General features: G+C 67.3%; 18 protein-coding genes, 1 tRNA gene and 1 pseudogene. 5 read left to right on the top strand and 15 right to left on the bottom strand.

Features of this window, described 5'->3' with window-relative positions:
- Window positions 1-33: 33 nt before the first annotated feature.
- The 6 genes from nuoE to SY26_RS00235 form a co-directional block, all read right to left on the bottom strand.
- Window positions 34-927 (bottom strand): NADH-quinone oxidoreductase subunit NuoE, encoded by an 894-nt coding sequence (gene nuoE, locus SY26_RS00260; protein ID WP_045998810.1) that lies wholly within the window; start codon window positions 925-927, stop codon window positions 34-36.
- The gene (locus tag SY26_RS00255; RefSeq protein WP_045998809.1) at window positions 927-2,168 is read right to left on the bottom strand and encodes an NADH-quinone oxidoreductase subunit D; all 1,242 of its coding nucleotides are present in this window, start codon (window positions 2,166-2,168) and stop codon (window positions 927-929) included. Before SY26_RS00255 ends, nuoE begins: the two co-directional genes overlap by 1 nt.
- On the bottom strand, window positions 2,165-2,785 hold the full coding sequence (locus tag SY26_RS00250; RefSeq protein WP_045998808.1) for an NADH-quinone oxidoreductase subunit C: 621 nt from the start codon (window positions 2,783-2,785) through the stop codon (window positions 2,165-2,167). The genes SY26_RS00255 and SY26_RS00250 overlap by 4 nt, the downstream gene beginning before the upstream one ends.
- A gap of 2 nt (window positions 2,786-2,787) precedes the next feature.
- Window positions 2,788-3,312, bottom strand: a complete 525-nt coding sequence (locus tag SY26_RS00245; protein ID WP_176695081.1) for an NADH-quinone oxidoreductase subunit B family protein — start codon at window positions 3,310-3,312, stop codon at window positions 2,788-2,790.
- Entirely contained in the window at window positions 3,312-3,629 is a 318-nt protein-coding gene (ndhC, locus tag SY26_RS00240; RefSeq protein ID WP_206692694.1) for an NADH-quinone oxidoreductase subunit A, read from the bottom strand. The genes SY26_RS00245 and ndhC overlap by 1 nt, the downstream gene beginning before the upstream one ends.
- 190 nt (window positions 3,630-3,819) lie before the next feature.
- A complete protein-coding gene (locus SY26_RS00235; RefSeq protein WP_052715054.1) occupies window positions 3,820-4,290 on the bottom strand; it encodes an SH3 domain-containing protein in 471 nt (156 codons plus the stop codon).
- A gap of 233 nt (window positions 4,291-4,523) precedes the next feature.
- Between SY26_RS00235 and SY26_RS00230 the strand changes: the two genes are divergently transcribed.
- Both SY26_RS00230 and SY26_RS00225 read left to right on the top strand, forming a co-directional pair.
- Complete coding sequence (locus tag SY26_RS00230) at window positions 4,524-5,528, top strand: D-glycerate dehydrogenase (RefSeq protein ID WP_045998805.1); 1,005 nt, start codon at window positions 4,524-4,526, stop codon at window positions 5,526-5,528.
- Window positions 5,528-6,670 (top strand): MFS transporter, encoded by a 1,143-nt coding sequence (locus tag SY26_RS00225; protein ID WP_045998804.1) that lies wholly within the window; start codon window positions 5,528-5,530, stop codon window positions 6,668-6,670. The genes SY26_RS00230 and SY26_RS00225 overlap by 1 nt, the downstream gene beginning before the upstream one ends.
- 7 nt (window positions 6,671-6,677) lie before the next feature.
- Here the strand turns inward: SY26_RS00225 and panB are convergent, their stop codons facing one another.
- Window positions 6,678-7,487, bottom strand: a complete 810-nt coding sequence (gene panB / locus SY26_RS00220; RefSeq protein ID WP_045998803.1) for a 3-methyl-2-oxobutanoate hydroxymethyltransferase — start codon at window positions 7,485-7,487, stop codon at window positions 6,678-6,680.
- Between the two features lie 38 nt (window positions 7,488-7,525).
- The gene (panC, locus tag SY26_RS00215; RefSeq protein WP_045998802.1) at window positions 7,526-8,371 is read right to left on the bottom strand and encodes a pantoate--beta-alanine ligase; all 846 of its coding nucleotides are present in this window, start codon (window positions 8,369-8,371) and stop codon (window positions 7,526-7,528) included.
- 152 nt (window positions 8,372-8,523) lie between these two features.
- Between panC and SY26_RS00210 the strand changes: the two genes are divergently transcribed.
- Entirely contained in the window at window positions 8,524-11,016 is a 2,493-nt protein-coding gene (locus tag SY26_RS00210; protein WP_045998801.1) for an FAD-dependent oxidoreductase, read from the top strand.
- Window positions 11,017-11,309: 293 nt separating this feature from the next.
- On the opposite strand, the gene SY26_RS00205 is transcribed toward SY26_RS00210, so the two are convergent.
- A tRNA-Gly gene (locus tag SY26_RS00205) sits at window positions 11,310-11,384 on the bottom strand.
- 125 nt (window positions 11,385-11,509) lie between these two features.
- Window positions 11,510-14,377: an excinuclease ABC subunit UvrA gene (gene uvrA / locus SY26_RS00200; RefSeq protein ID WP_045998800.1), complete on the bottom strand. Its 2,868-nt coding sequence runs from the start codon at window positions 14,375-14,377 to the stop codon at window positions 11,510-11,512.
- A 221-nt stretch (window positions 14,378-14,598) separates the two neighbouring features.
- Here uvrA and SY26_RS00195 point away from each other — a divergent pair, with 221 nt between their 5' ends.
- Window positions 14,599-18,033, top strand: coding sequence for a pyruvate carboxylase (locus SY26_RS00195; protein ID WP_045998799.1), 3,435 nt, complete (start codon window positions 14,599-14,601; stop codon window positions 18,031-18,033).
- Window positions 18,034-18,154: 121 nt separating this feature from the next.
- Here the strand turns inward: SY26_RS00195 and SY26_RS00190 are convergent, their stop codons facing one another.
- From SY26_RS00190 to infC, 5 genes are all read right to left on the bottom strand, one after another.
- Complete coding sequence (locus tag SY26_RS00190) at window positions 18,155-18,526, bottom strand: hypothetical protein (RefSeq protein ID WP_045998798.1); 372 nt, start codon at window positions 18,524-18,526, stop codon at window positions 18,155-18,157.
- Between the two features lie 31 nt (window positions 18,527-18,557).
- Window positions 18,558-20,582 carry a M3 family metallopeptidase gene (locus tag SY26_RS00185; RefSeq protein WP_157020368.1) on the bottom strand — a complete coding sequence of 675 codons (2,025 nt, stop codon included), beginning with the start codon at window positions 20,580-20,582 and terminating at the stop codon, window positions 18,558-18,560.
- Window positions 20,583-20,609: 27 nt separating this feature from the next.
- Window positions 20,610-21,638, bottom strand: a complete 1,029-nt coding sequence (locus SY26_RS00180) for a HesA/MoeB/ThiF family protein (protein WP_045999551.1) — start codon at window positions 21,636-21,638, stop codon at window positions 20,610-20,612.
- A 20-nt stretch (window positions 21,639-21,658) separates the two neighbouring features.
- Entirely contained in the window at window positions 21,659-22,138 is a 480-nt protein-coding gene (gene dut, locus SY26_RS00175) for a dUTP diphosphatase (protein WP_045998796.1), read from the bottom strand.
- Between the two features lie 74 nt (window positions 22,139-22,212).
- Window positions 22,213-22,752, bottom strand: a complete 540-nt coding sequence (infC, locus tag SY26_RS00170) for a translation initiation factor IF-3 (protein ID WP_045999550.1) — start codon at window positions 22,750-22,752, stop codon at window positions 22,213-22,215.
- 199 nt (window positions 22,753-22,951) lie between these two features.
- On the opposite strand from infC, the pseudogene SY26_RS21475 reads away from it, so the two are divergent.
- Window positions 22,952-23,245, top strand: a pseudogene (locus SY26_RS21475) (hypothetical protein); the annotation flags it as partial.

Here is a 23,245-nt window from a genome sequence, read left to right as displayed (position 1 = left end):
CTGGCATCCTTTCTGCGGGTCGTCGGGCTGCGGTCAGTCGCGGTCCTTGTCATCCTTGCGCACATCGGCCGGTTCGCGCGCCGAAACCGGGCGCGCGGCCGAACTGGCCTGCGCCTCCTGCTCGGTCACGCCGGTCGAATCGACCGGTGCCCCGTCCGACGGGCGCGGTTCGCGTTCCGGCGCGGTGTCCACGCCGGTCTGGTCGTCCGCCGCGGCATCGGGCTTGCGGCGCCATTTCGTCAGGATCGGAACCTCGGTCCCGTCGATCCGCTTCAGCGTCTCGCCCAGGTCAGAGGCCAGTTGCACGCTGGCGTTGTGACCCTCCTGCCCCTTCAGATCGGCCAGGCTGGTCAGTCCGCTGACGGGTTCGGACGCAAAGCGACCGGTCTGCGATCCGGGCACGGGAACCTCTCCGGCCGACATGCGGTCGATCAGCGCCTCGAGGCTCTCGGGCGTCAGATCTTCATAGTAGTCCTTGCCAATCTGGGCCATCGGGGCGTTGGCGCAGGCGCCAAGGCATTCGACCTCCTCCCAGCTGAACTTGCCGTCGGCCGACAGGGTATGCGGCGTGGGCGCGATCTTGCGCTTGCAGACCGCGACCAGGTCCTCGGCCCCGCAGATCATGCAGGTCGTGGTGCCGCAGATCTGGATGTTCGCAACAGTCCCAACGGGTTGCAGCTGGAACATGAAGTAGAACGTCGCCACTTCCAGCGCCCGGATATAGGCCATGCCCAACAGTTCCGCGCAATATTCGATGGCAGGACGCGACAGCCAGCCTTCCTGTTCCTGGGCACGCCACAAGACAGGAATGATCGCCGATTGCTGACGACCCTCGGGGTATTTGGTGATCTGTGCCTGCGCCCATTCCAGGTTCGCAGGCGTGAATTCGAAACTGTCCGGCTGGACGGGGTGCAGGCGGCGCAGCATCAGCGGTCAACCTCTCCGAAGACGATATCCTGGGTGGCGATCAGGGCCGGGACGTCGGCCAGCAGATGGCCCTTGGACATCCAGTCCATGGATTGAAGGTGCAGGAACCCCGGCGCGCGAAGTTTTGCACGATAAGGGCGGTTGGTGCCGTCGCTGACCAGATAGACGCCGAACTCGCCCTTGGGGGCCTCGACGGCGGCATAGACCTCTCCGGCGGGAACGCGGAAGCCCTCTGTGTACAGCTTGAAGTGATGGATCAGGCTTTCCATGTCCCGCTTCATGTCGCCCCGCTTGGGCGGGGTCAGCTTGCCGCGGGCCAGAACCTCGCCCGGCCCTTCGGCCCGCAGCTTGGCGATCGCCTGCTTCATGATCAGCGTCGATTCACGCATTTCCTGCATCCGGCACAGGAAACGGTCATAGCAGTCGCCGTTCGTACCGACCGGGATCTTGAAGTCGAACTCGTCATAGCATTCGTAAGGCTGGCTGCGACGCAGGTCCCAGGCCATGCCCGATCCGCGCACCATCACGCCCGAGAAACCCCAATCCAGCGCATCCTGTTCGGACACGATGCCGATGTCGACCAGCCGCTGCTTGAAGATGCGGTTTTCGGTTAGCAGCGTGTCCAGATCGTCCAGAACCTTGGGGAAACGCTCGCACCACGCCTCCATGTCGTCCAGCAGGTCGGGGGTCAGGTCCTGATGGACGCCGCCCGGCCGGAAATAGGCCGCGTGCAGACGCGCGCCCGATGCGCGTTCATAGAAGATCATCAGATCCTCGCGCGCCTCGAAGCCCCACAGCGGCGGGGTCAGGGCGCCGACGTCCAGCGCGCCGGTGGTCAGGCCCAGAAGATGGTTCAGGATACGCCCCACCTCGCAGAACAGCACCCGGATCAGGCTGGCGCGGCGCGGCACGACCGTGCCGGTCAGACGTTCGATCGCTAGGCACCAGGCGTGTTCCTGGTTCATCGGCGACACATAATCCAGCCGGTCGAAATACGGCAGGTTCTGAAGATAGGTCCGGCTTTCCATCAGCTTCTCGGTGCCGCGGTGCAGCAGGCCGATATGCGGGTCGGCGCGTTCCACGACCTCGCCGTCCAGCTCCAGCACCATGCGCAGAACGCCATGCGCGGCAGGGTGTTGCGGACCGAAGTTGATGTTGAAGTTGCGAATGCGCTGTTCGCCGGTCACCAGGTCGTGGCTGCCGTCGTCATAGCTGTTCGCGCGGATGTCGCCGTCCATCATTTCGCGGCCCCCTTTTCGTCGCCGGGCAGGGCGTATTGCACGCCTTCCCAGGGCGACAGGAAATCGAACTGCCGGTATTCCTGCACCAGCGACACGGGCTCATAGATCACGCGCTTTTCGGCGTCGTCATATCGAACCTCGACATAACCGGTGGTCGGAAAGTCCTTGCGCAGCGGATGGCCGGAAAAGCCATAGTCGGTCAGGATGCGGCGCAGGTCCGGATGACCGGTGAACAGGATCCCGAACATGTCGAAGATCTCGCGCTCGAACCAGTTTGCGGCGGGATAGATCGCGGTCAGCGTCGGCAGCATCTCATCCTCGCGGATGGCGACCTTCACGCGGATGCGGTGGTTCTGGTACATCGACAGGAAGTGCCAGACGACGTCGAACCGCTGCTGGCGCGATGGGTAATCGACGGCGGTGATGTCGACCAGCGTGGAGAACCGGCAGCTGCTGTCGCTGCGCAGGAAATCCAGCAGGTCCAGGATGCCGCTGGCCGTGGCCGTCACGGTCAGTTCGCCAAAGGCCACGTCGGTGCCGATGACCTCGTTCGGGCGGCGCAGCTTGATGTGCTCGGCCAGCTGGTCCAGCGCGTCGGGATCGGTATAGGTCGCCATAATCACCTCACCAGCGTGCCGGTGCGCCGGATGCGGCGCTGAAGTTGCAGGATGCCGTAAAGCAGCGCCTCGGCGGTCGGCGGGCAGCCGGGGACATAGATGTCCACGGGCACGATCCGGTCGCATCCGCGCACCACGGAATAGCTGTAATGGTAATAGCCGCCGCCATTGGCGCAGCTGCCCATGCTGATGACGTAACGCGGTTCCGGCATCTGGTCATAGACCTTGCGCAGCGCCGGGGCCATCTTGTTGGTCAGCGTGCCCGCCACGATCATCAGGTCCGACTGGCGCGGAGAGGCGCGCGGTGCGGTCCCGAAGCGTTCCAGGTCATAGCGCGGCATCGAGGTCTGCATCATCTCGACCGCGCAGCAGGCCAGGCCGAACGTCATCCAGTGCAGCGAGCCGTTGCGCGCCCAGTTGATGATGTCCTCGGTCGTGGTCAGCAGGAAACCCTTGTCCTGCAGCTCCGCGTTCAGGGCCTTGGTCGCGTATTCGCGATCGGGTCCGGCGGTGTTCGCCCCTGCCATCACGCCCATTCCAAGGCTCCTTTCTTCCACTCGTAGGCAAAGCCCACGGTCAGCACGCCCAGGAACGCCATCATCGACCAGAACGCGGTCTCGCTGATCGCCTGGAAGCTGACCGCCCAGGGGAACAGGAACGCGACCTCGAGGTCGAAGATGATGAACAGGATCGACACCAGATAGAATCGCACGTCGAACTTCATCCGCGCGTCGTCGAACGGGTTGAAGCCCGACTCATAGGCACTGACCTTTTCGGGGTCGGGATTGCGCACGGCGATGACGAACGCGGACAGCAGCAAGATCAGCGCAAGCGCCGAGGCCATCGCCGCGAAGACGAGGATGGGCAGATAGTCCTGCGTAATGTTTTGCACGGGTGACGATCCCCTTGTCGGTCGCGGGGATCACGGCTGACCCCGCGACGGGTTGGCTGAGTGCGGTTTAGACCCGTGACCGTCCGGGGTCAACGGGCGCAGGGGATCGAAAGCGCGGCGAATTGTTGCAATGCGGCGCGGATCAGTCGCGGATTTCGCCCGCGTCCACGCCCCAGATCGCCGTCTTGGGCACCCAGCCCCGCTGGCCGCCGCCCGACACGCGGCACCATTCCGGTTCGCATTCGTTCAGCCGCAGGATGGCCCCGGCCTCGGCCCGCGCCACGATGTCGGAATCGCGATGCGGCCGGGCGCGCAGTTCCAGCATGTCCTGGGTGACCAACGCTGTGCGGACCCCCGACAGCAGCGCATAGTGGATCCAGCCCCCTGCCCCGTCCTTGTCCTCGACCCGGCGCCAATGACCGAATTCGGCCACCACCCGCAGCGGCATCCCCGCATGGCGGAACACCCAGTCGATGCGGTGCGACAGGCTGGGCCCGCGACGGGCGTTGCCTTCGTTGCCCTTCAGGCTGACATAGCGGGGCAGCGGCAGGTTGGTCACCGGACCCCGCTGTTCGGTCGCACCTTGGCTTTGTTGCGGTTCGCTTTGGGCCATCGCCTGCGGGGCAGCAGCCCCCATTATCGCCACAAGCGCAAGTGCCACCCTTGCGCCCGTCCTGCCTGGCCGTGCCGTCATGCGTTGTCCGTTCCTGTCCTGTGCGGGGCGCGGACGCCCCTTCTGGGGTCTTGTGCCTGCCCCTCAACGCGGGCAGTTTGCCAAAAGCGTCCGCCGATGGGAAGGGCGTGCCTGCAGGCGACCGATCAAGGCTCTGACACAGTGAGGTGACCATGCCCGCCACCCCCGCAGCCCCCCGCAGCAGACTGCGCGTCGCCGTGACGCGCCGCCTGCCCGAGGCGGTCGAGACCCGCATGTCCGAACTGTTCGACGTGGCCCTGCGCGACGACGACCGCAAGATGTCGTCCGATCAGCTGGTATCGCTGATGCAGGACGCGGACGTCCTGGTGCCGACCGTGACCGACCAGATCACCGCTGCCATGCTGGCCCGCGCGGGCGAGCGGCTGAAGCTGATCGCGAATTTCGGCGCGGGCATCGACCATATCGACGTGATGTCCGCCCGCCAGCGCGGCGTCTTGGTCAGCAACACCCCCGGCGTCGTGACCGAGGACACCGCCGACATGACGCTGGCGCTGATCCTGGCCGTGACCCGCAAGATCCCCGAGGGCCTGGCCGAGATGCAGGCCGGACGCTGGCAGGGCTGGTCGCCCACCGCCCATCTGGGCGGGCGCGTCGGCGGGCGGCGTCTTGGCATTCTGGGCATGGGCCGCATCGGCCAGGCCGTCGCGCGCCGAGCCGCCGCCTTCGGCATGCAGGTCCACTATCACAACCGCCGCCGCCTGCGCCCCGAGATCGAGGAGGCCCTGGGCGCGACCTGGTGGGAGAGCCTGGACCAGATGCTGGCGCGCATGGACATCGTCAGCGTGAACGCGCCGCACACGCCCTCGACCTTCCACCTGCTGAACGCGCGTCGGCTGAAGCTGATGAAGCCGACCGCCGTGATCGTGAACACCTCGCGCGGCGAGGTCATCGACGAGAACGCCCTGACCCGCATGCTGCGGGCCGGAGAGGTCGCGGGCGCGGGCCTGGACGTCTTCGAGCATGGCCACGAGATCAACCCCCGCCTGCGCGAGCTGCCCAACGTTGTCCTGCTGCCGCATATGGGCAGCGCGACCGTCGAGGGCCGCGCCGAGATGGGCGAGAAGGTGATCATCAACATCAAGACCTTTGCCGACGGGCACCGCCCGCCCGACCTGGTCGTGCCGTCGATGCTGTGATGACGATGCGTTGGGCCGTGTCGGCCCTGTTTTTCGTGAACGGCCTGCTGGTGGGCAGCTGGGCGCCGAAAATCCCCGTCCTGATGGAACGGCTTGGCATCACCGAGGCCAGCGCCGGGGTGATCGTGCTGGGGCTGGGCCTGGGCTCGATCTGCGTGATGCCGCTGTTCGGGGCGATGGTCGCGCGGGCCGGATCGGCCAGCGCCGTGCGGCTGGCCGCATGGCTGGCCGCGCCGTCGATGATCTGGATCTCTCTGGCGCCGACCTATTGGACCGTGGCGGCGACCGTGGTGCTGTTCGGCGGCATGGTCGGCGGCATGGACGTGGCGATGAATGCCAACGCGGTCGCCGTGGAACGCGCGCGCGGCCGGGCGATCATGTCGTCCTGCCACGGGTTCTGGAGCCTGGGGGCCTTTGCCGGCGCGGCCGCGGGCGGCTGGCTGATCCAGCGATTCGGGGAGCTGGCCCATGCCGCCGTCATCACCGCGGTCTTTGCGCTGGTGCTGCTGTGGGCGCTGTCCCGCCTGCTGGAGGACGCCCCCGAGGCGGGCGCGCCCAAGGCGCCGCTGCGCCTGCCGCGCAGCCCCCTGCCCTGGCTGATCGGGCTGATGGCCCTGGCCGCGATGATTCCCGAAGGCGCGATCCTGGATTGGGCCGCCGTCTATCTGCAGCGCGAGATGGGCGCGTCGCTGTCGGTGGCGGGCCTGGGCTTTGCTGCCTGCGCGGGCACGATGGCGGCGATGCGCTTTGCGGGCGACGGGCTGCGCCGCCGCTTTGGCGCGGTCACCACCCTGCGCGCCAGTTCGGCCGTGGCGATGGCGGGCCTGGTCCTGGCCGGGCTGTCGAGCAGCCCCGCCCCGGCGATCGCGGGATTCGCGCTGGCGGGCATCGGCATCGCGAACATGGTGCCCATCGCCTTTTCCGCGGCCGGGAACGTGCCGGGACTGGCCGCTGGCATGGGCCTGTCGGTGGTCACGATGATGGGCTATTCCGGCATCCTGCTGGCGCCGGGCAGCATCGGTTTCCTGGCCGAACACCTCAGCCTTGGCACCATCTATCTGGGCCTTGCCGCCCTGCTGCTGATCCCGCTGCTGCTGTCCCGCCTGGCCGCCACCGCCGATTTCGAACCGCGCGACGACTGAGCGCGTCTTAACGGTACAGTTCGGCCGCGGCCGGAAAGCTGCGGTCACGGACCGCGGCCGCATAGGCGGCGATGGCCTGGTCGGCCTCTTTGCCCAGTTCTCCGAAACGGCGGACAAAGCGCGGCACGCGACCCGACAGGCCCAGCATGTCGTCCAGCACCAGGATCTGCCCGTCGCAGCGCGCGCTGGCGCCGATGCCGATGGTCGGCACGGCGATGGCATCGGTGATCTGATCGGCCAAGGCCTCCATCACCCCCTCGACCACGACGCTGAACGCGCCCGCATCGGCGACGGCGCGGGCATCCGCGACGAAGGCGGGCCAGGTGGCCGGATCGCGGCCCTGCGTCTTGAACCCCCCCATCGTGTTCGTGGCCTGCGGCGTGAGGCCGACATGGGCCATGACCGGGATGCCGCGGTCGACCAGAAAGCGGATGGTGGGGGCCATGCGGGCGCCCCCCTCCAGCTTGACGGCGCCGGCGCCGGTCTGAGCCATCACGCGGGCGGCGTTGCGGAACGCCTGTTCCGGCGCTTCCTCATAACTTCCGAAGGGCATGTCGATCACGACCATGGCGCGGTCGGACCCGCGCATGACGGCCTGGCCGTGCAGGATCATCATCTCCAGCGTGACCCCGATGGTCGAGGGCAGGCCGTGGACCACCATGCCCAGGCTGTCGCCCACCAGGATCACGTCGGCATGGGCGTCGACCATCGCCGCCATCGGCGCGGTATAGGCGGTCAGCGCGACGATGGGGGCCGCACCCTTGCGGTCGGCGATCTGGGGCGCGGTGACGCGGCGGACGGGAGCTTGCGCGGACATGGGTCGGCCTTTCAAGGGGATGCGCGGGGCTGCGCGGGTCAGGGATGGGCGGTGCGCTGGTCGATCAGCAGCACGTCGCCGAAACGGACGGCCAGCAGGATCGCCACCGGACCGCCCACGACGGCGATGCGAGACAGATCGCGCGCGTCGCGGATGTCGATCGAGCGGATGTCGGCCCGCGGTTCCGTGGACAGGATGGCGCGGATCTGGCGGCGCAACAGGCTGACGGGTGTACCCATCGCGACCGATTCCGCCGCATGGTCCAGCGCACGGGCCAGCACCGGGGCGGCTGCGCGATCCTCGGCCGTCAGGCGCTGGTTGCGCGAGGACATGGCCAGCCCGTCGGGTTCGCGCACGGTGGGCACCGGCAGGATGGTCACGGGAATGTCCAGGTCCTCGACCATACGGGTGATCAGGGTCAGCTGCTGATAGTCCTTTTCGCCAAAGGCCGCGGCCTGGGGCTGGACGATGTTGAACAGCTTGGTGACCACGGTCGCCACGCCGCGGAAATGGCCGGGGCGCAGGCGGCCCATCAGGATGCCGCCCAGCTGCGTCACCTGCACATGGGTCTGCGCACCGGGGCGCCAGATGTCGGACACCTGCGGCAGGAACACCGCGTCGCAGCCGGACTCGCGCAGCAGGTCCAGGTCCTGCGCCTCCTGCCGGGGATACTTGTCCAGATCCTCGTTCGGGCCGAACTGCGCGGGGTTCACGAAGATCGAGGTCACCACCCGGCCGCCACCCTGCCCGTCCAGCCAGTCGCGGGCCCGCGCGACCAGGGTCAGGTGGCCCTGATGCAGCGCACCCATCGTCGGCACCAGGGCTGTGCGGCCCGCGTCCCGGCGCCAGGCGCGCATGGCGTCGGTGCTGCGGCAGATGTCCATGGTGCCCCCTTGTTGGCGTGGGCCGCAACCTAGCGACGGGGGCGGGTCTGGGCAAGGCCATGTCGTTTTTCGCCCGCAGATGTCGGGCGCCTTTGACGCGGCGTTTCACCGATGGGGCATCACAGGCGAAACGGTTCCAACAGGAGAGCGCGATGACGTCGCATGTGAAGGTTCTGGTCGTGGGCGGGGGCGCGGTCGGATGCGGCATCGCGCTGCATCTGGCGCGCGCGGGCTGGGACACGCTGCTGGTCGAACGCGACGAGCTGACCGCCGGATCGACGTGGCACGCGGCGGGTCTGCTGCCCCTGTTCAACATGGGCTATGCGACCAGCCACATCCATGATTACTCGGTCAAGCTCTATGCCGGGCTGGAGGCCGAGACGGGGCTGAACGCGGGCTTCACCCGCTGCGGCAACCTGCGCATGGCGCAGACGGATGCGCGGATGGACGAATACATGCTGTATTCCGCCACCGCCGAGACGATCGGGATCGAGCATCAGTTCCTGACCCCCGCCCAGATCAAGGAGCGCTGGCCGCTGGTCCGCACCGAGGATCTGAAGGGCGCGCTGTTCCACCCGACCGACGGATACATCAACCCCGCCGACGTGACCCAGGCCATGGCCAAGGGCGCGCGGATGGCGGGCTGCCGGATCGAGCGCAAGATCCAGGTGAACGCCTATCGCTGGACCGGCAGCGAATGGGTCGTGACGGTGGAAAAGATGGTGGATCGCGGCGGCAACCTGATCCCGTCCGGAGAGGTCTATGACATCCACGCCGAACATGTGGTGACCGCGACCGGCAACCACGCACAGCGCACGGCCAAGCTGCTGGGCATCAAGATCCCCGCCATCCCGGTCGAACACCAGTTCATCGTGACCGAGCCGGACCCGGCGCTGATGCGCTGGCGCGCCGAAGGCAACCCCGAGCATCCGGTCCTGCGCGATGCCGATGCCAAGTGGTATGTCCGCGAGGAGCGCGGCGGCTGGATCCTGGGCCCCTATGAAAAAGGCGCGCCTGCGCGCTTCGAATACGGCGTGCCGGACAGCTTCCGCGCCGACCTGTTCCCCCTGGACCTGGAGCGGATCGAGGAGGAGTACATGGCGATGATCCATCGCATTCCGACCTCGGAGACGGTGGGTCTAAAGGACGACTTCAACGGTCCGATCTGCTATACGCCCGACGGCAACCCGCTGGTCGGCCCCGCGCCGGGCCTGCGCAACATGTGGCTGGCCGAGGGGTTCAGCTTTGGCATCACCGCAGCCGGGGGCGTGGGCCATTACCTGGCGCAGATGATGACCGAGGGCGAGGCCGAGATCGACATGGCGTCGCTTGACCCCCGCCGGTTCGGCAGCTGGATGACCACGGAATACGCCGCCCGCAAGAACGAGGAGGCCTATGACCACGTCTTCATCCTGCACCATCCCGACGAGGAGCGGCCCGCCTGCCGACCCCTGCGTACATCCCCGGCCTATGACCGGCAGGCGGCGCATGGCGCGCAGTTCGGGCATGTGAACGGGTGGGAACGCCCGAACTACTACGCGCCCGAGGGCTTTGACGACCATGACAGCCGCAGCTTCCGTCGCGGCGGCTGGTGGCAATACGCCAAGGCCGAGGCCGAGGCCGTGCGCCAGACAGCGGGCCTGGTCGATGCGACGGCGTTTGCCAAGCACACCGTCACCGGGCCGGGGGCGACCGCCTTCCTGGACTGGTTGACCACCAACAAGCTGCCCAAGGTGGGACGGATCAACCTGACCTATGCGCTGACCGATGCAGGCACGGTCCGGACCGAATACACCATCGTGCGGCGTGGAGAGCAGGACTATTACCTGGTCAGCGCCGGGGCATGGACCGATTACGACCGCGACAACCTTGTGAAGTCGGCGCAGGATTTCATGGCCGCCGGGGGCGAGTACGTCCATGTGCAGGACGTGACCACGCAATGGGGCGTCTTTGCCTTGGCAGGGCCTGAGAGCCGGAACATTTTGGCCCGGATGATCCGTGACGCGGAACCCGCGACCGCCCTATCGAACAAGCGCTTTCCCTGGCTGTCGATGCGCAACATCGAGCTGGGCATGGTACCGGTCATGGCCATCCGCGTCGCCTATACCGGCGAGCTGGGATGGGAGTTGCACCACCCGATCGAGATGCAGAACCACCTGTTCGACAAGCTGATCGCCGCCGGAGAGCCGTCGGGCATGAAGCTGGTCGGCGCGCGTGCGCAGAACTGGCTGCGCCAGGAGAAGTCGTACCGCGCCTTCGGCACCGAACTGGGCCGGGATGCGACGCCGCTGGAGGCGGGGTTGGACCGGTTCGTGGACCTGGGCAAGGAGTTTCGCGGCAAGGCCGCGATGCAGGCCAAGGGGATCCGGTCCACCTGCGTCACGCTGCTGATCGACGGGCCGGCGGATGCGGACCCCTGGGGCCGCGAGGCGCTGTTCCTGGACGGGGAAAAGATCGGGCGCCTGACCTCGGGTGGGTATTCGGCGGCCTTCGGCAAGCAGATCGGCATGGGCTATGTCCGCCCCGACCTGGCGACGCCCGGCACCAAGCTTCAGGTGCGGATGTTCCGTGAGCTGTATGACGCGGTGGTGACCGAGGACAGCCCGCACGACCCGCAGAACGCCCGCATTCGCGTCGACGGCTGACAAGGTTGCGCAGGCGGTCCCCCGTGATCGCCTGCGCACGGACGCAAAGGGTGCCGATGGTTGGATCGGCGTATATCGTCACCGATCGACCGGCGTACGGGGCAGCGGGACTGACCATCGTCGCCGCATCCGGAGGATCATCCTTCGGGTGCCAACAAAAGCTGTTTGTGCATCGGATTTATCCAGACCATTGTCGCAGGCAATCATGATGGAATTCGGGCTAATGCCGCCTGACACCAAGCCGCAGGCCACAAATGACAAAGGCCAGACCCGAAGGTCTGGCCTTTTATTTTTGGAGCGGGCGAGGCGATTCGAACGCCCGACCCTAACCTTGGCAAGGTTATGCTCTACCCCTGAGCTACGCCCGCACTCCAGTTCCTCTTGCGATCCGTTTCACCATCTCGCCTTCGGTGAGCGGGTATTTACGAAAGCCCGCCGGGGGGTGCAAGAGGAAAAAACGCACCATCGGCGATTTTCTTTTGAACCCCCTGCCCTACTCCGCGGCGCGGCTGCGGGCCGGGTTCAGCATGGGACCAAGATAGCGCCCGGTATGGCTGGCCTCGACCTGCGCGACATCCTCCGGCGTGCCTGCCGCCACGATCACGCCGCCCCCGTCGCCGCCCTCGGGGCCGATGTCGATGATCCAGTCCGCCGTCTTGATGACGTCCAGGTTATGCTCGATCACGATGACCGAATTGCCCTGGTCGACCAGCTCGTGCAGCACCTCCAGCAGCTTGCGGACATCCTCGAAATGCAGACCCGTCGTCGGCTCGTCCAGGATATACAGCGTGCGGCCGGTGGACCGGCGCGACAGCTCCTTGGACAGCTTGACGCGCTGCGCCTCGCCACCCGACAGGGTCGTCGCCTGCTGGCCCACCTTGATGTAGCCGAGGCCCACCTGCATCAGCGCGTCCATCTTCTCGCGAATCGAGGGGACGGCGCTGAAGAATTCCTGGGCATCCTCCACGGTCATGTCTAGCACGTCGGCGATGGACTTGCCCTTGAACTGCACCTCCAGCGTCTCGCGATTATAGCGCTTGCCCTTGCAGGTCTCGCACTCGACATAGACGTCGGGCAAGAAGTGCATCTCAATCTTGATGACGCCGTCGCCCTGGCAGGCCTCGCAGCGCCCGCCCTTGACGTTGAAGCTGAACCGACCCGGCTTGTAGCCGCGCGCCTTGGCCTCGGGCAAGCCCGCGAACCAGTCGCGGATGGGCGTGAAGGCCCCGGTATAGGTCGCCGGGTTGGACCGCGGCGTCCGCCCGATGGGGCGCTGGTCGATGTCGATGACCTTGTCCAGATGCTCCAGCCCGCGGATCGTCTCGCAGGGCGCGGGGGTCTGGCGGGCGCCGTTCAGGCGCAGGGATGCGGTCTTGAACAGCGTCTCGATGGTCAGCGTGGACTTGCCACCCCCCGACACGCCCGACACGCAGACGAAGCGGCCCAGCGGGAATTCGGCGGTGACATTTTTCAGGTTGTTTCCGGTGGCCTTGACCACGGTAACCTTCTTGCCGTTGCCCTTGCGGCGGGTCTCGGGGACCGCGATCGCACGCTTGCCGGACAGATACTGGCCGGTCAGGCTGTCGGGATCGGCGGCAATCTCGGCAGGCGTGCCCTTGCTGACCACGGTGCCGCCATGCACCCCCGCCCCCGGCCCCATGTCAAAGACATAGTCGGCATGGCGGATCGCATCCTCGTCATGTTCGACCACCAGGACCGAGTTGCCCTGGTCGCGCAGGTTCATCAGCGTGGTCAGCAACCGGTCGTTGTCGCGCTGGTGCAGGCCGATCGACGGCTCGTCCAGAACGTACAGCACGCCCGTCAGGCCCGACCCGATCTGGCTGGCCAGGCGAATGCGCTGGCTTTCGCCGCCCGACAGCGTGCCCGCCGCGCGCGACAGGGTCAGATAGTTCAGGCCCACATTGACCAGGAATCCCAGCCGCTCGCGGATCTCCTTGAGGATCGCGGCGGCGATCTCGGCCTTCTGCTTGGACAGGTGGTTCGGCGCGTCGGTGATCCAGTCCAGCGCCTCCTGGATCGAAAGCTGCACGACCTCGCCCACGTGGTTGCCGGCGATCTTGACCGCCAGCGCCTCGGGCTTCAGGCGATAGCCGCCGCAGGCGCCGCAGGGGCGGTTGTTCTGGTAACGCTCGAACTCCTCACGCACCCAAGCGCTGTCCGTCTCGCGCAGGCGGCGTTCCATGTTGGGAATCACCCCCTCGAAGACGCGGCTGATCTCATAGACACGGCCGGCGTCGTCGAAGCGGAACTTGATCTCGTCCTTGCCCGACCCGCGCAGGAACATCTGCTGGACGCTGTCGGGCAGGTCCTTCCACGGGGTCTTCTTGTCGAAGCCGTAATGCTTGGCCAGCGCGTTGATGGTCTGGGTCAGATAGGCCGATTTCGTCTTGGCCCAAGGCACGATCGCGCCCTTGTCCACCGACAGGGCCGCGTCGGGCACGACCAGGCGGTCGTCGAAGAACAGCTCGACTCCCAGACCGTCACAGACCGGGCAGGCGCCGAACGGCGCGTTGAACGAAAACAGCCGCGGCTCGATCTCGGGGATGGTGAAGCCGCTGACGGGGCATGCGAACTTCTCGGAGAAGGTCAGGCGCTCGGGTTCGCCCTCGGCCCCCTCCTCCTGCGCAAGCTCCAGATGGGCGATGCCGTCAGCAAGGTTCAGCGCGGTGCGCAGACTGTCTGCCAGCCGCGTCTCCAGCCCCTCGCGCACGACGATGCGGTCGACCACGATGTCGATGTTGTGGCGGAACTTCTTGTCCAGGGTCGGCGCGTCGTCCAGGTCGTGGAAGGTGCCGTTGATCTTGACCCGCTGAAAGCCCTGGCGGCGCAGCTCGGCCAGCTCCTTCTTGTACTCGCCCTTGCGGTCGCGGACGATGGGGGCCAGCAGATAGGCGCGCGTCCCTTCGGGCAGGGCCATGGTGCGGTCGACCATGTCCTGCACCTGCTGCGCCTCGATCGGCAGGCCGGTCACGGGGGAATAGGGCGTCCCGGCGCGCGCGAACAGCAGACGCAAATAATCGTAGATCTCGGTAACCGTGCCCACGGTGGAACGCGGGTTCTTGGAGGTGGTCTTCTGCTCGATGCTGATCGCGGGGGACAGGCCGCTGATATGGTCGACATCGGGCTTGCCCATCATGTCCAGGAACTGGCGCGCATAGGCCGACAGGCTTTCGACATAGCGGCGCTGCCCCTCGGCATAGACCGTGTCGAAGGCCAGGGACGACTTGCCGGACCCCGACAGACCGGTGATCACCACCAGCTGATCGCGGGGGATATCCATGTCGACGTTTTTCAGATTGTGTTCGCGCGCGCCGCGAACCTCGATGAACTTCTGTTCCATACGTGCCCCTCTGACCAGTCGCATCAGATAGGGACGCTTGGGCGAAAAGCAAGTTCCATCTGCGAACGAAGGCGGAACATCGCTGCGGCACCGTAACATCTGCTGCGTGACCTATCAGCTTTTGGTCGCAGATCGCGGGGCGGAGGCTTCTGGTTATCGCTAACACTTGCGCTGCATCGCAGCACGGATAGGATGCTTGGCAACGAGGAAGGGGGCTTGGCATGTTCAAGAAGATTTTGGTGGCGAACCGGGGCGAGATTGCCATTCGCGTGATGCGCGCGGCCAACGAGCTGGGCAAGAAGACGGTCGCCGTTTATGCCGAGGAGGACAAGCTGGGCCTGCACCGCTTCAAGGCGGACGAGGCCTATCGCATCGGCGAGGGGCTGGGGCCGGTCGCGGCCTATCTGTCCATCCCCGAGATCATCCGCGTGGCCAAGCTGTCGGGCGCCGACGCAATCCATCCGGGATACGGCCTGCTGTCGGAAAACCCCGACTTCGTCGATGCCTGCACGGCGGCCGGCATCACCTTCATCGGTCCGCGCGCCGACACGATGCGCGCGCTTGGCGACAAGGCCAGCGCGCGGCGCGTGGCGATCGAGGCGGGCGTGCCGGTGATCCCCGCGACCGAGGTGCTGGGCGAAGATTTCGACGCCATCAAGCGTGAGGCGGCGGATGTCGGCTATCCGCTGATGCTGAAGGCGTCCTGGGGCGGTGGCGGTCGGGGCATGCGTCCGATCAACAGCGAGGCCGAGCTGGTCGAGAAGGTCCGCGAGGGTCGCCGCGAGGCCGAGGCGGCCTTCGGCAATGGCGAGGGTTATCTGGAGAAGATGATCCTGCGCGCCCGCCATGTCGAGGTGCAGCTGTTGGGCGACACGCATGGCGGCCTGTATCACCTCTATGAACGCGATTGCACCGTGCAGCGCCGCAACCAGAAGGTCGTCGAACGCGCCCCCGCCCCCTACCTGACCGAGGCGCAGCGCGCCGAGGTCTGCGGCCTGGCGCTGAAGATCGGGCAGGCGGTCGGCTATCAGAACGCCGGCACGGTCGAGTTCCTGATGGATATGGACAGCCAGCAGTTCTACTTCATCGAGGTGAACCCCCGCGTCCAGGTCGAGCATACCGTGACCGAGGAGGTCACCGGCATCGACATCGTGCAAAGCCAGATCCGCATCGCGGAGGGCGAGACGCTGGCCAGCGCCACGGGCCATGCCAGCCAGGCCGACATCACCCTGTCGGGCCATACCCTGCAGTGCCGGGTGACGACGGAAGATCCGCAGAACAACTTCATCCCCGATTACGGCCGCATCACCGCCTATCGGTCGGCCACCGGCATGGGCATCCGCTTGGACGGCGGCACGGCCTATTCGGGGGGCGTCATCACGCGCTATTACGATTCGCTGCTGGTCAAGGTAACGGCCTGGGCGCAGACCCCCGACCAGGCAATCCGCCGCATGGACCGCGCGCTGCGCGAGTTCCGGGTGCGTGGCGTTTCCACCAACATCGACTTCGTCATCAACCTGCTGAAACATCCGACCTTTCTGGATGACACCTACACGACCAAGTTCATCGACACGACCGATGACCTGTTCGACTTCAAGAAGCGTCAGGACCGCGCGACCAAGATCCTGACCTATCTGGCCGACATCAGCGTGAACGGGCATCCCGAAACGGCGGGCCGCGCCCTGCCCCCGGCCCAGGCCCGCGCGCCGGTCCCGCCCGCCCCCAAGGCCGCTCCTGCGCCCGGCACCCGCCAGCTGCTGGAGACCAAGGGCGCCCAGGCCGTGGCCGACTGGATGGCCGCCCAGACCCAGCTGCTGATCACCGACACCACGATGCGCGACGGGCACCAGTCGCTGCTGGCGACACGGATGCGGTCGATCGACATGATCCGCGTGGCGCCCAGCTATGCTGCGAACCTGCCGCAGCTGTTCAGCGTGGAATGCTGGGGGGGCGCGACCTTCGACGTGGCCTATCGCTTCCTGCAGGAATGCCCCTGGCAGCGCCTGCGCGACATCCGTGCGCAGATGCCCAACCTGATGACGCAGATGCTGCTACGCGCGTCGAACGGCGTGGGTTACACCAACTATCCCGACAACGTGGTGCAGTTCTTCGTGAAGCAGGCCGCCGAGACCGGGGTCGATGTGTTCCGTGTCTTCGACAGCCTGAACTGGGTCGAGAACATGCGCGTCGCGATGGACGCGGTGATCGACAGCGGCAAGGTCTGCGAAGGCACGGTCTGCTATACCGGCAACATGCTGGACCCCGACCGGTCCAAATACGACCTGCAGTATTACGTGAAAACCGCGCAGGAGCTGAAGGCCGCGGGCGCGCATGTGCTGGGCCTGAAGGACATGGCGGGCCTGCTGAAGCCGCCCGCCGCCCGCATCCTGATCAAGGCCCTGAAGGAGGAGGTCGGCCTGCCGATCCACTTCCACACACACGACACCAGCGGCATGGGCGGTGCCACCATCCTGGCCGCCGCCGATGCGGGCGTCGATGCCGTCGATTGCGCGATGGACGCGCTGTCGGGCAACACCAGCCAGCCGACCCTGGGGTCCGTGGTCGAGGCATTGGCCCAGACCGATCGCGACACCGGCCTGGACATCGGCGCCGTCCGCGCGATCAGCAACTATTGGGAACGCGTGCGCGAAAGCTATGCCGCGTTCGAATCAGGCCTGCAGTCCCCGGCCTCCGAGGTCTATCTGCATGAGATGCCCGGCGGGCAGTTCACCAACCTGAAATCGCAGGCGCGGTCGATGGGCCTGGAGGATCGTTGGCACGAGGTGGCGCAGGCCTATGCCGACGTGAACCGGATGTTCGGCGACATCGTCAAGGTCACGCCGTCGTCCAAGGTCGTGGGCGACATGGCGCTGATGATGGTGTCCCAGAACCTGACCCCCGAGGACGTCATGAACCCCGACCGCGACATGTCCTTCCCCGATTCGGTGGTGGACATGATGCGCGGCAACCTGGGCCAGCCCCCCGGTGGCTGGCCACGGGCGATCCAGGCCAAGGTGCTCAAGGGAGAGACCCCTATCACCGACCGCCCCGGCGCCCATCTGGAGCCCGTCGACCTGGAGGCCGAGCGCGCCAAGCTGTCAGAGATGCTGGACGGCAAGACTATCGACGACGAGGATCTGAACGGATACCTGATGTATCCCAAGGTCTTCACCGACTACATGCAGCGCCATGAGACCTATGGACCGGTGCGCACCCTGCCGACCCGCACCTTCTTCTACGGCATGGAGCCGGGCGATGAGATCAGCGTCGAGATCGACCCGGGCAAGACCCTGGAGGTCCGCCTTCTGACCCTGGGAGAGACCGACGAGACCGGCCAGATGAAGGTCTTCTTCGAACTGAACGGCCAGCCGCGTCAGGTCCGCGTTCCGAACCGCTCCGCCACCGGCGCGCAGGCGGCGCGTCCCAAGGCCGATGCCGCGAACCCCGGCCATGTGGGCGCGCCGATGCCGGGCGTCGTGGCGTCCGTCGGTGTCGCCCAAGGTGCCCAGGTCAAGCAAGGCGATCTGCTGCTGACGATCGAGGCGATGAAGATGGAGACCGGCCTTCACGCCGACCGCGACGGCACCATAAAGGCGCTGCATGTCGGCCCCGGCCAGCAGATCGACGCCAAGGACCTCCTGGTCGAGATCGAATGAGCCACAGGGCCGGGGAACGCCGCCTCGGCCCAGCACGACCGCGCCGCGTCAGCGGCGCCTCAGGCCCGGGCGGCAGCACGCCGACCATCGGCCGGCACCCCCGCCCCGGCCCGTCACACCCTCAACCGTCGCAGCGCTGATAGACGCGGGTGCCCCCCGAATCCGTCAGGCGCAGCGCCGCCCCTTCCATCGTGGCGCTGACGGCACGCGTGTCCGTCATGCCCTCGCTGGAACAGCTCAGCGTCACCGCCCCGTCCGCCCTCACAGCACTGCGCGTGCAGCGTGCCTCATAAAACCGCCAGCTTTCCCCCGCCAGCGTCAGCCGCGTCTCCGAGGCCGGATCTCCGCAGGCCTCGGCCCGCAGATCATAGGTCCCGTCGACCAGCGCCGTGCTACCCTGCGCGGGGGGCGGCACGGCGCCGCCGCCGGTCTCGGTCTTGCAGGCCGCGAGGGCCAGCGCCGCCAGAAGGGCGGCGGGCAGGATGGGGGTCATGGGTCTTCTCCTTCTTCCTGTCGCGCGGGCCTCAGTCCAGCCCGCGCCCTTTCAGCAGGGCATCGACGCCCGGCATGCGGCCCCGAAAGGCCATCCACAGCTGATCCGCCGGGGCAGACCCGCCCTTGGACAGGATCGTCTCTTCCAGCCGCCGCGCCGTTGCGGGGTCGAAGATGTCGCCCGTCTCGGCGAAGGCCGCGAAGGCATCCGCGTCCATCACCTCGGACCACATGTAGCTGTAATAGCCCGCCGCATAGCTATCGCCCGCAAAGACATGCGCGAAATGCGGCGTCGCATGGCGCATGGGGATGGCGTCCGGCGCCTCCAGCGCCGTCAGCACGTCGGCCTGCCGTGCCATCGGGTCGGATGCCGGCGCACCTTCGTGAAAGGCCAGGTCCACCAGCGCGCTCTCCAGATATTCCACGGTCGAGAACCCTGCCCCGGCCTTGCCCGCCGCCAGCATCCGGTCGCGCAGATCGGCGGGCAGGGCATCGCCCGTCTCATGGTGGCGCGCATGGGCATCCAGCACCGCGGGCTGCTCCAGCCAGTGTTCATAAAGCTGGCTGGGCAGTTCCACGAAATCCTGCGCAACCGAGGTCCCCGAGATCGAGGGCCAAGTCACGTCCGACAGGATGTGATGCGTCGCGTGGCCGAATTCGTGGAACAGCGTGCGCGCATCGTCCCAGGACAGGAAGGCCGGCCCACCCGGTTGGTCCGGCGGGGTGAAGTTGCAGACGTTGACCACGATCGGCCTCTGACCGTCACCGATCTTGTGCTGCATCTGCAGGGCCGAACACCACGCCCCCGACCGCTTGGACGGCCGCGCGAAATAGTCGCCCACAAAGACGGCCATCAGCTGATCGCCGCGGGTGATCCGCCAGGCGCGCACGTCGGGCGCCCAGAGCGGCGCCTCCAGCGGCTGGAACTCCAGGCCGAACAGGCGATGCGCCACGTCGAAGACCGCACCCAGCATCGCGTCCAGCGTCAGATAGGGGGCCACGTCATCGGCGTCGAAATCATGCGCGCGGGCGCGATGCCGTTCGGCATAGAGGCGCCAGTCCCAAGCCTCCAGCGGACCGTTGACGCCGTCCTCGTGCAGCATTTGGGCCAGCACCTGCTGATCGGACAGCGCGCGGGCGCGCGCCGCGGTCCAGACCTGGGACAGCAGATCGCGCACGCGGTCGGGCGTCGCCGCCATCTGCGTTTCCAGCTTGTAGCCGGCAAAATCGGCATAGCCCAACAGCTGCGCGCGCTCATGGCGCAGGGCCAGGATCTCGGAGACCAGCGGCAGGTTGTCGGTCGCCGCGCCGCCTGCCCCCGAACCCGACCCCCGTGCGGTCCAGGCCCGGAACGCCGTCTCGCGCAACGCGCGGTCCTGCGCATGTTCCAGGAACGGGACGATCAACGAACGATTCAGCGTCACCACCTGCCCCGTCATGCCGCGTTCGCGCGCCGCCGCCCGCATGGCACGGACCAGCCAGTCGGGCAGACCCGCCAAGGCATCGTCGGCCACGGACAGCACAAAGTCGCGTTCGTCCGTCAGCACGTTCTGGGTGAACTCGGTGGTCAGCACGGCCAGCCGGGCGCGGATCTGGGCCATGCGGGCGCGGCCCGCCTCGTCCAGGCCCGCCCCGGCCCGCGTCAGGTCGCGCAGCGCCAGTTCGGTGATGCGCCGATCCTCGGGCGACAGGCCTTCGGCGGCGGCCGCCACGGCACGCACGCGGGCGTACAGACGCGGATCCATGCTGATCCGGCTGCCGTATTCGGCAAGCCTAGGGGCGAAATCACGCTGCAGCGCCTGGCGCACGTCGTTCGAATCGACCCCGGCCAAGGTGTAGAACACCGAAAGGACGCGGTTCAGATCCTCGTCCGCGGTCTCCATCGCCGCGATGGTGTTGGCAAAGTCGGGCGCGTCGGGGTTGGCGGCGATCGCCTCGTTCGCGGCTTCGGCCGCGGCCAGCGCCTGGTCGAAGGCGGGGGCGAAATCCGTATCGTGGATCAGGTCGAAACGCGGCAGGCCTTCGGGGCCGGTCCAGCGGGTCAGTTGCGGGTTCATCAAGACCTCCTGTCGTCGACAGGCAGCCTAGGGTTGCGCCGCGCCGGGTTCCAGCGCCGATTGCGCCCCGCAGACCGGACAGGCCGGGTCCTGCGCGCAGGCGATCGTCCGGGTTTCGCCATAGAGCCCGTCGAACAGCATCATCCTGCCGCGCAGGCCCTGTCCCGCGCCGGTCAGGTGCTTGATCGCCTCCAGCGCCATCAGGCTGCCGATCACGCCGGGCAGCGCGCCGACCACGCCCGCCTCGGCGCAGGGGGCGTCGCGTTCGGGGGCCACGGGGAACAGGCAGGTCATGCAGGGCCCGCCGCGGGCCGGGTCGAAAAGGGTCACCTGCCCCTCCCACTGGCCGATGGCGCCCGACAGCAGGGGCACGCCCGCCGCCACGCAGGCCCGGTTGATCGCGGCGCGGCCCGCGAAACTATCGGTGCCGTCGATGACCAGATCATGTCCCGCGATCAGGTCGCTGTCGCCTTCGGTGATGCGGCGGATCAGGGGCGTCACGTCCAGATGCGGGTTCAGCCGCAGCATCGCCTCGGCCGCGGCATAGGCCTTGGGTTCGCCGCGCAGATCGTCGCGAAAGATCACCTGGCGCTGCAGGTTGGACAGGCTGACCGTGTCGTCATCGGCCAGCGTGATCCGCCCCACCCCGGCTGCAGCCAGGTACAGGCAGACGGGCGAGCCCAGCCCCCCTGCCCCGACGACCAGCACCCGCGCGTCCTTCAGCCGCATCTGACCCGCACCGCCGATCTGGTGCAGGACCAGATGGCGGGCATAGCGGTCCAGCTCTGCGTCCGACAGCCCGGCATCGCGGGTCACGGGGGCGGGCGCGGGCGTGGCCTGAACGCGCAGTCGCGCCAGCAGCCGGCGATAGCCGATGACCAGCATCACCACCGCGCCCAGAACCAGCCAGCCCGCCGCGCTGCCACCAAGGGCGGCGGCGGCACCGCTGCCCGGCGCGATCACCTGCAGCGACAGCATGCCGACCCACAGGATCCCCACCATCAGCAGCACCACCTGGCGTGGCAGATGCAGCACCCGGCCCAAAATCAGCAGCATCACGATCAGGAAGACGCCGGTCACAGCCCCGCCCCCCCGGTGGAACCGAACCCGCCCTGCCCGCGCGCGGTGTCGTCCAGCGAGTCGACCAGTTCGAACCGGGCCTGCGGCGCGGGGGCCACGACCATCTGGGCGATCCGGTCGCCGTGGCGGATGGTGAACGGCGCATCGCCCAGGTTCAGCACGATCACCCCCAGGGGGCCGCGATAGTCGCAGTCGATGGTGCCGGGGCTGTTGGGCAGGGTCAGGCCGTGCTTCAGCGCCAGCCCGGACCGGGGGCGGACCTGGACCTCCCACCCCTGCGGGATGGCCAGGGCCAGCCCGGTGGGGATGAGCGCGCGGCCCATCGGCTGCAGGGTCACCCCCTGCAGCCGGTCCGCGGGGGCCAGGTTGGCGCACAGGTCGGCTCCCGCCGCCCCCGCCGTCTGATAGGACGGCAGCGGAAGGGCGGAGTCGGCATCGGGAAGGCGCATCACGCGCAGGACAGGCTGGTGGGTCATGCCCCTATCCATGCAACGCAAAAGACCGCGCGGCAATGCCGCACGGCCTTTCAGCATGTCGCAGTCGGGATGGATCAGCGCGGAGCGATCATCATCACCATCTGGCGACCTTCCAGCTTGGGCATGGTCTCGACCTTGCCGGCCTCCCCGACGTCATCGCGGACGCGGTGCAGCAGTTCCAAGCCAAGATCCTGGTGGGCCATCTCGCGGCCGCGGAAGCGCAGGGTCACCTTGACCTTGTCGCCGCCTTCCAGGAACTTCAGCACGCTGCGCATCTTGACATCATAGTCGTGGGTATCGGTTCCAGGACGGAACTTGATCTCCTTGACCTCGATGACCTTCTGCTTCTTGCGGGCCTCGGCCTCGCGTTTCTGCATCTCGTACTTGTACTTGCCGAGGTCCATGACCTTGCAGACCGGGGGGGCCGCGTTCGGCGAAATCTCGACCAGATCCAGCCCGGCATCCTGTGCCATCTGCATGCCGACCGACGGCGGCACGACGCCGATGTTTTCCCCTTCGGGACCGATCAGGCGGATTTCGGACACGCGGATGCGTTCGTTGGTGCGGGGACCGGTGTCACGTTGGGGCGGTGCGTTATGCGGGCGGCGGGCTATGGCGTTGCTCCTTTTATGGCCAATGCGAAGTGACAGGAAAATAAGGGCGACCGCGCCATTATTCAACCGGAATTGATCAGGACGGGGCGCAATTCGGCCCTGCGGCGACCCGATCCGGGGGCAATCGGGGGGTGCGGCGCTTTTCCGGCGCGGGGGGCTGTGTCATAGAGTGTGCAAATGCCGTGAACATCAGGGGTCCATGATGCCGAAACTGTTGCCCATCGTCGTGATTCTGGTTCTGGCCGCGGGGGGCGCGTCATACCTGATGCAAGGCCGCACCGACGAACCCGTTGAAATGACCCAGGCCCCCGAGGCCCAAACCGCGGCCCCCGACACCGTCGCGGGCGACGCCGCGCGCCTGGCCGACGATGCCGCCGACGCCGCACAGACCGCCGCGGAAACCGCGGACGAGGCCCCCGCGACAGAGGCGACGGACAGCCAGAATGCGGCCAATGCCGCAGCCGATGCGGCCGCCGACGCCGCCGCCATCGCC

The sequence above is a fragment of the Paracoccus sp. 228 genome (assembly GCF_000967825.1).
GTDB lineage: Bacteria > Pseudomonadota > Alphaproteobacteria > Rhodobacterales > Rhodobacteraceae > Paracoccus > Paracoccus marcusii.
The sequence above is the reverse complement of the archived record's forward strand: the minus strand, read 5'-3'. Positions and strand labels throughout refer to the sequence as shown.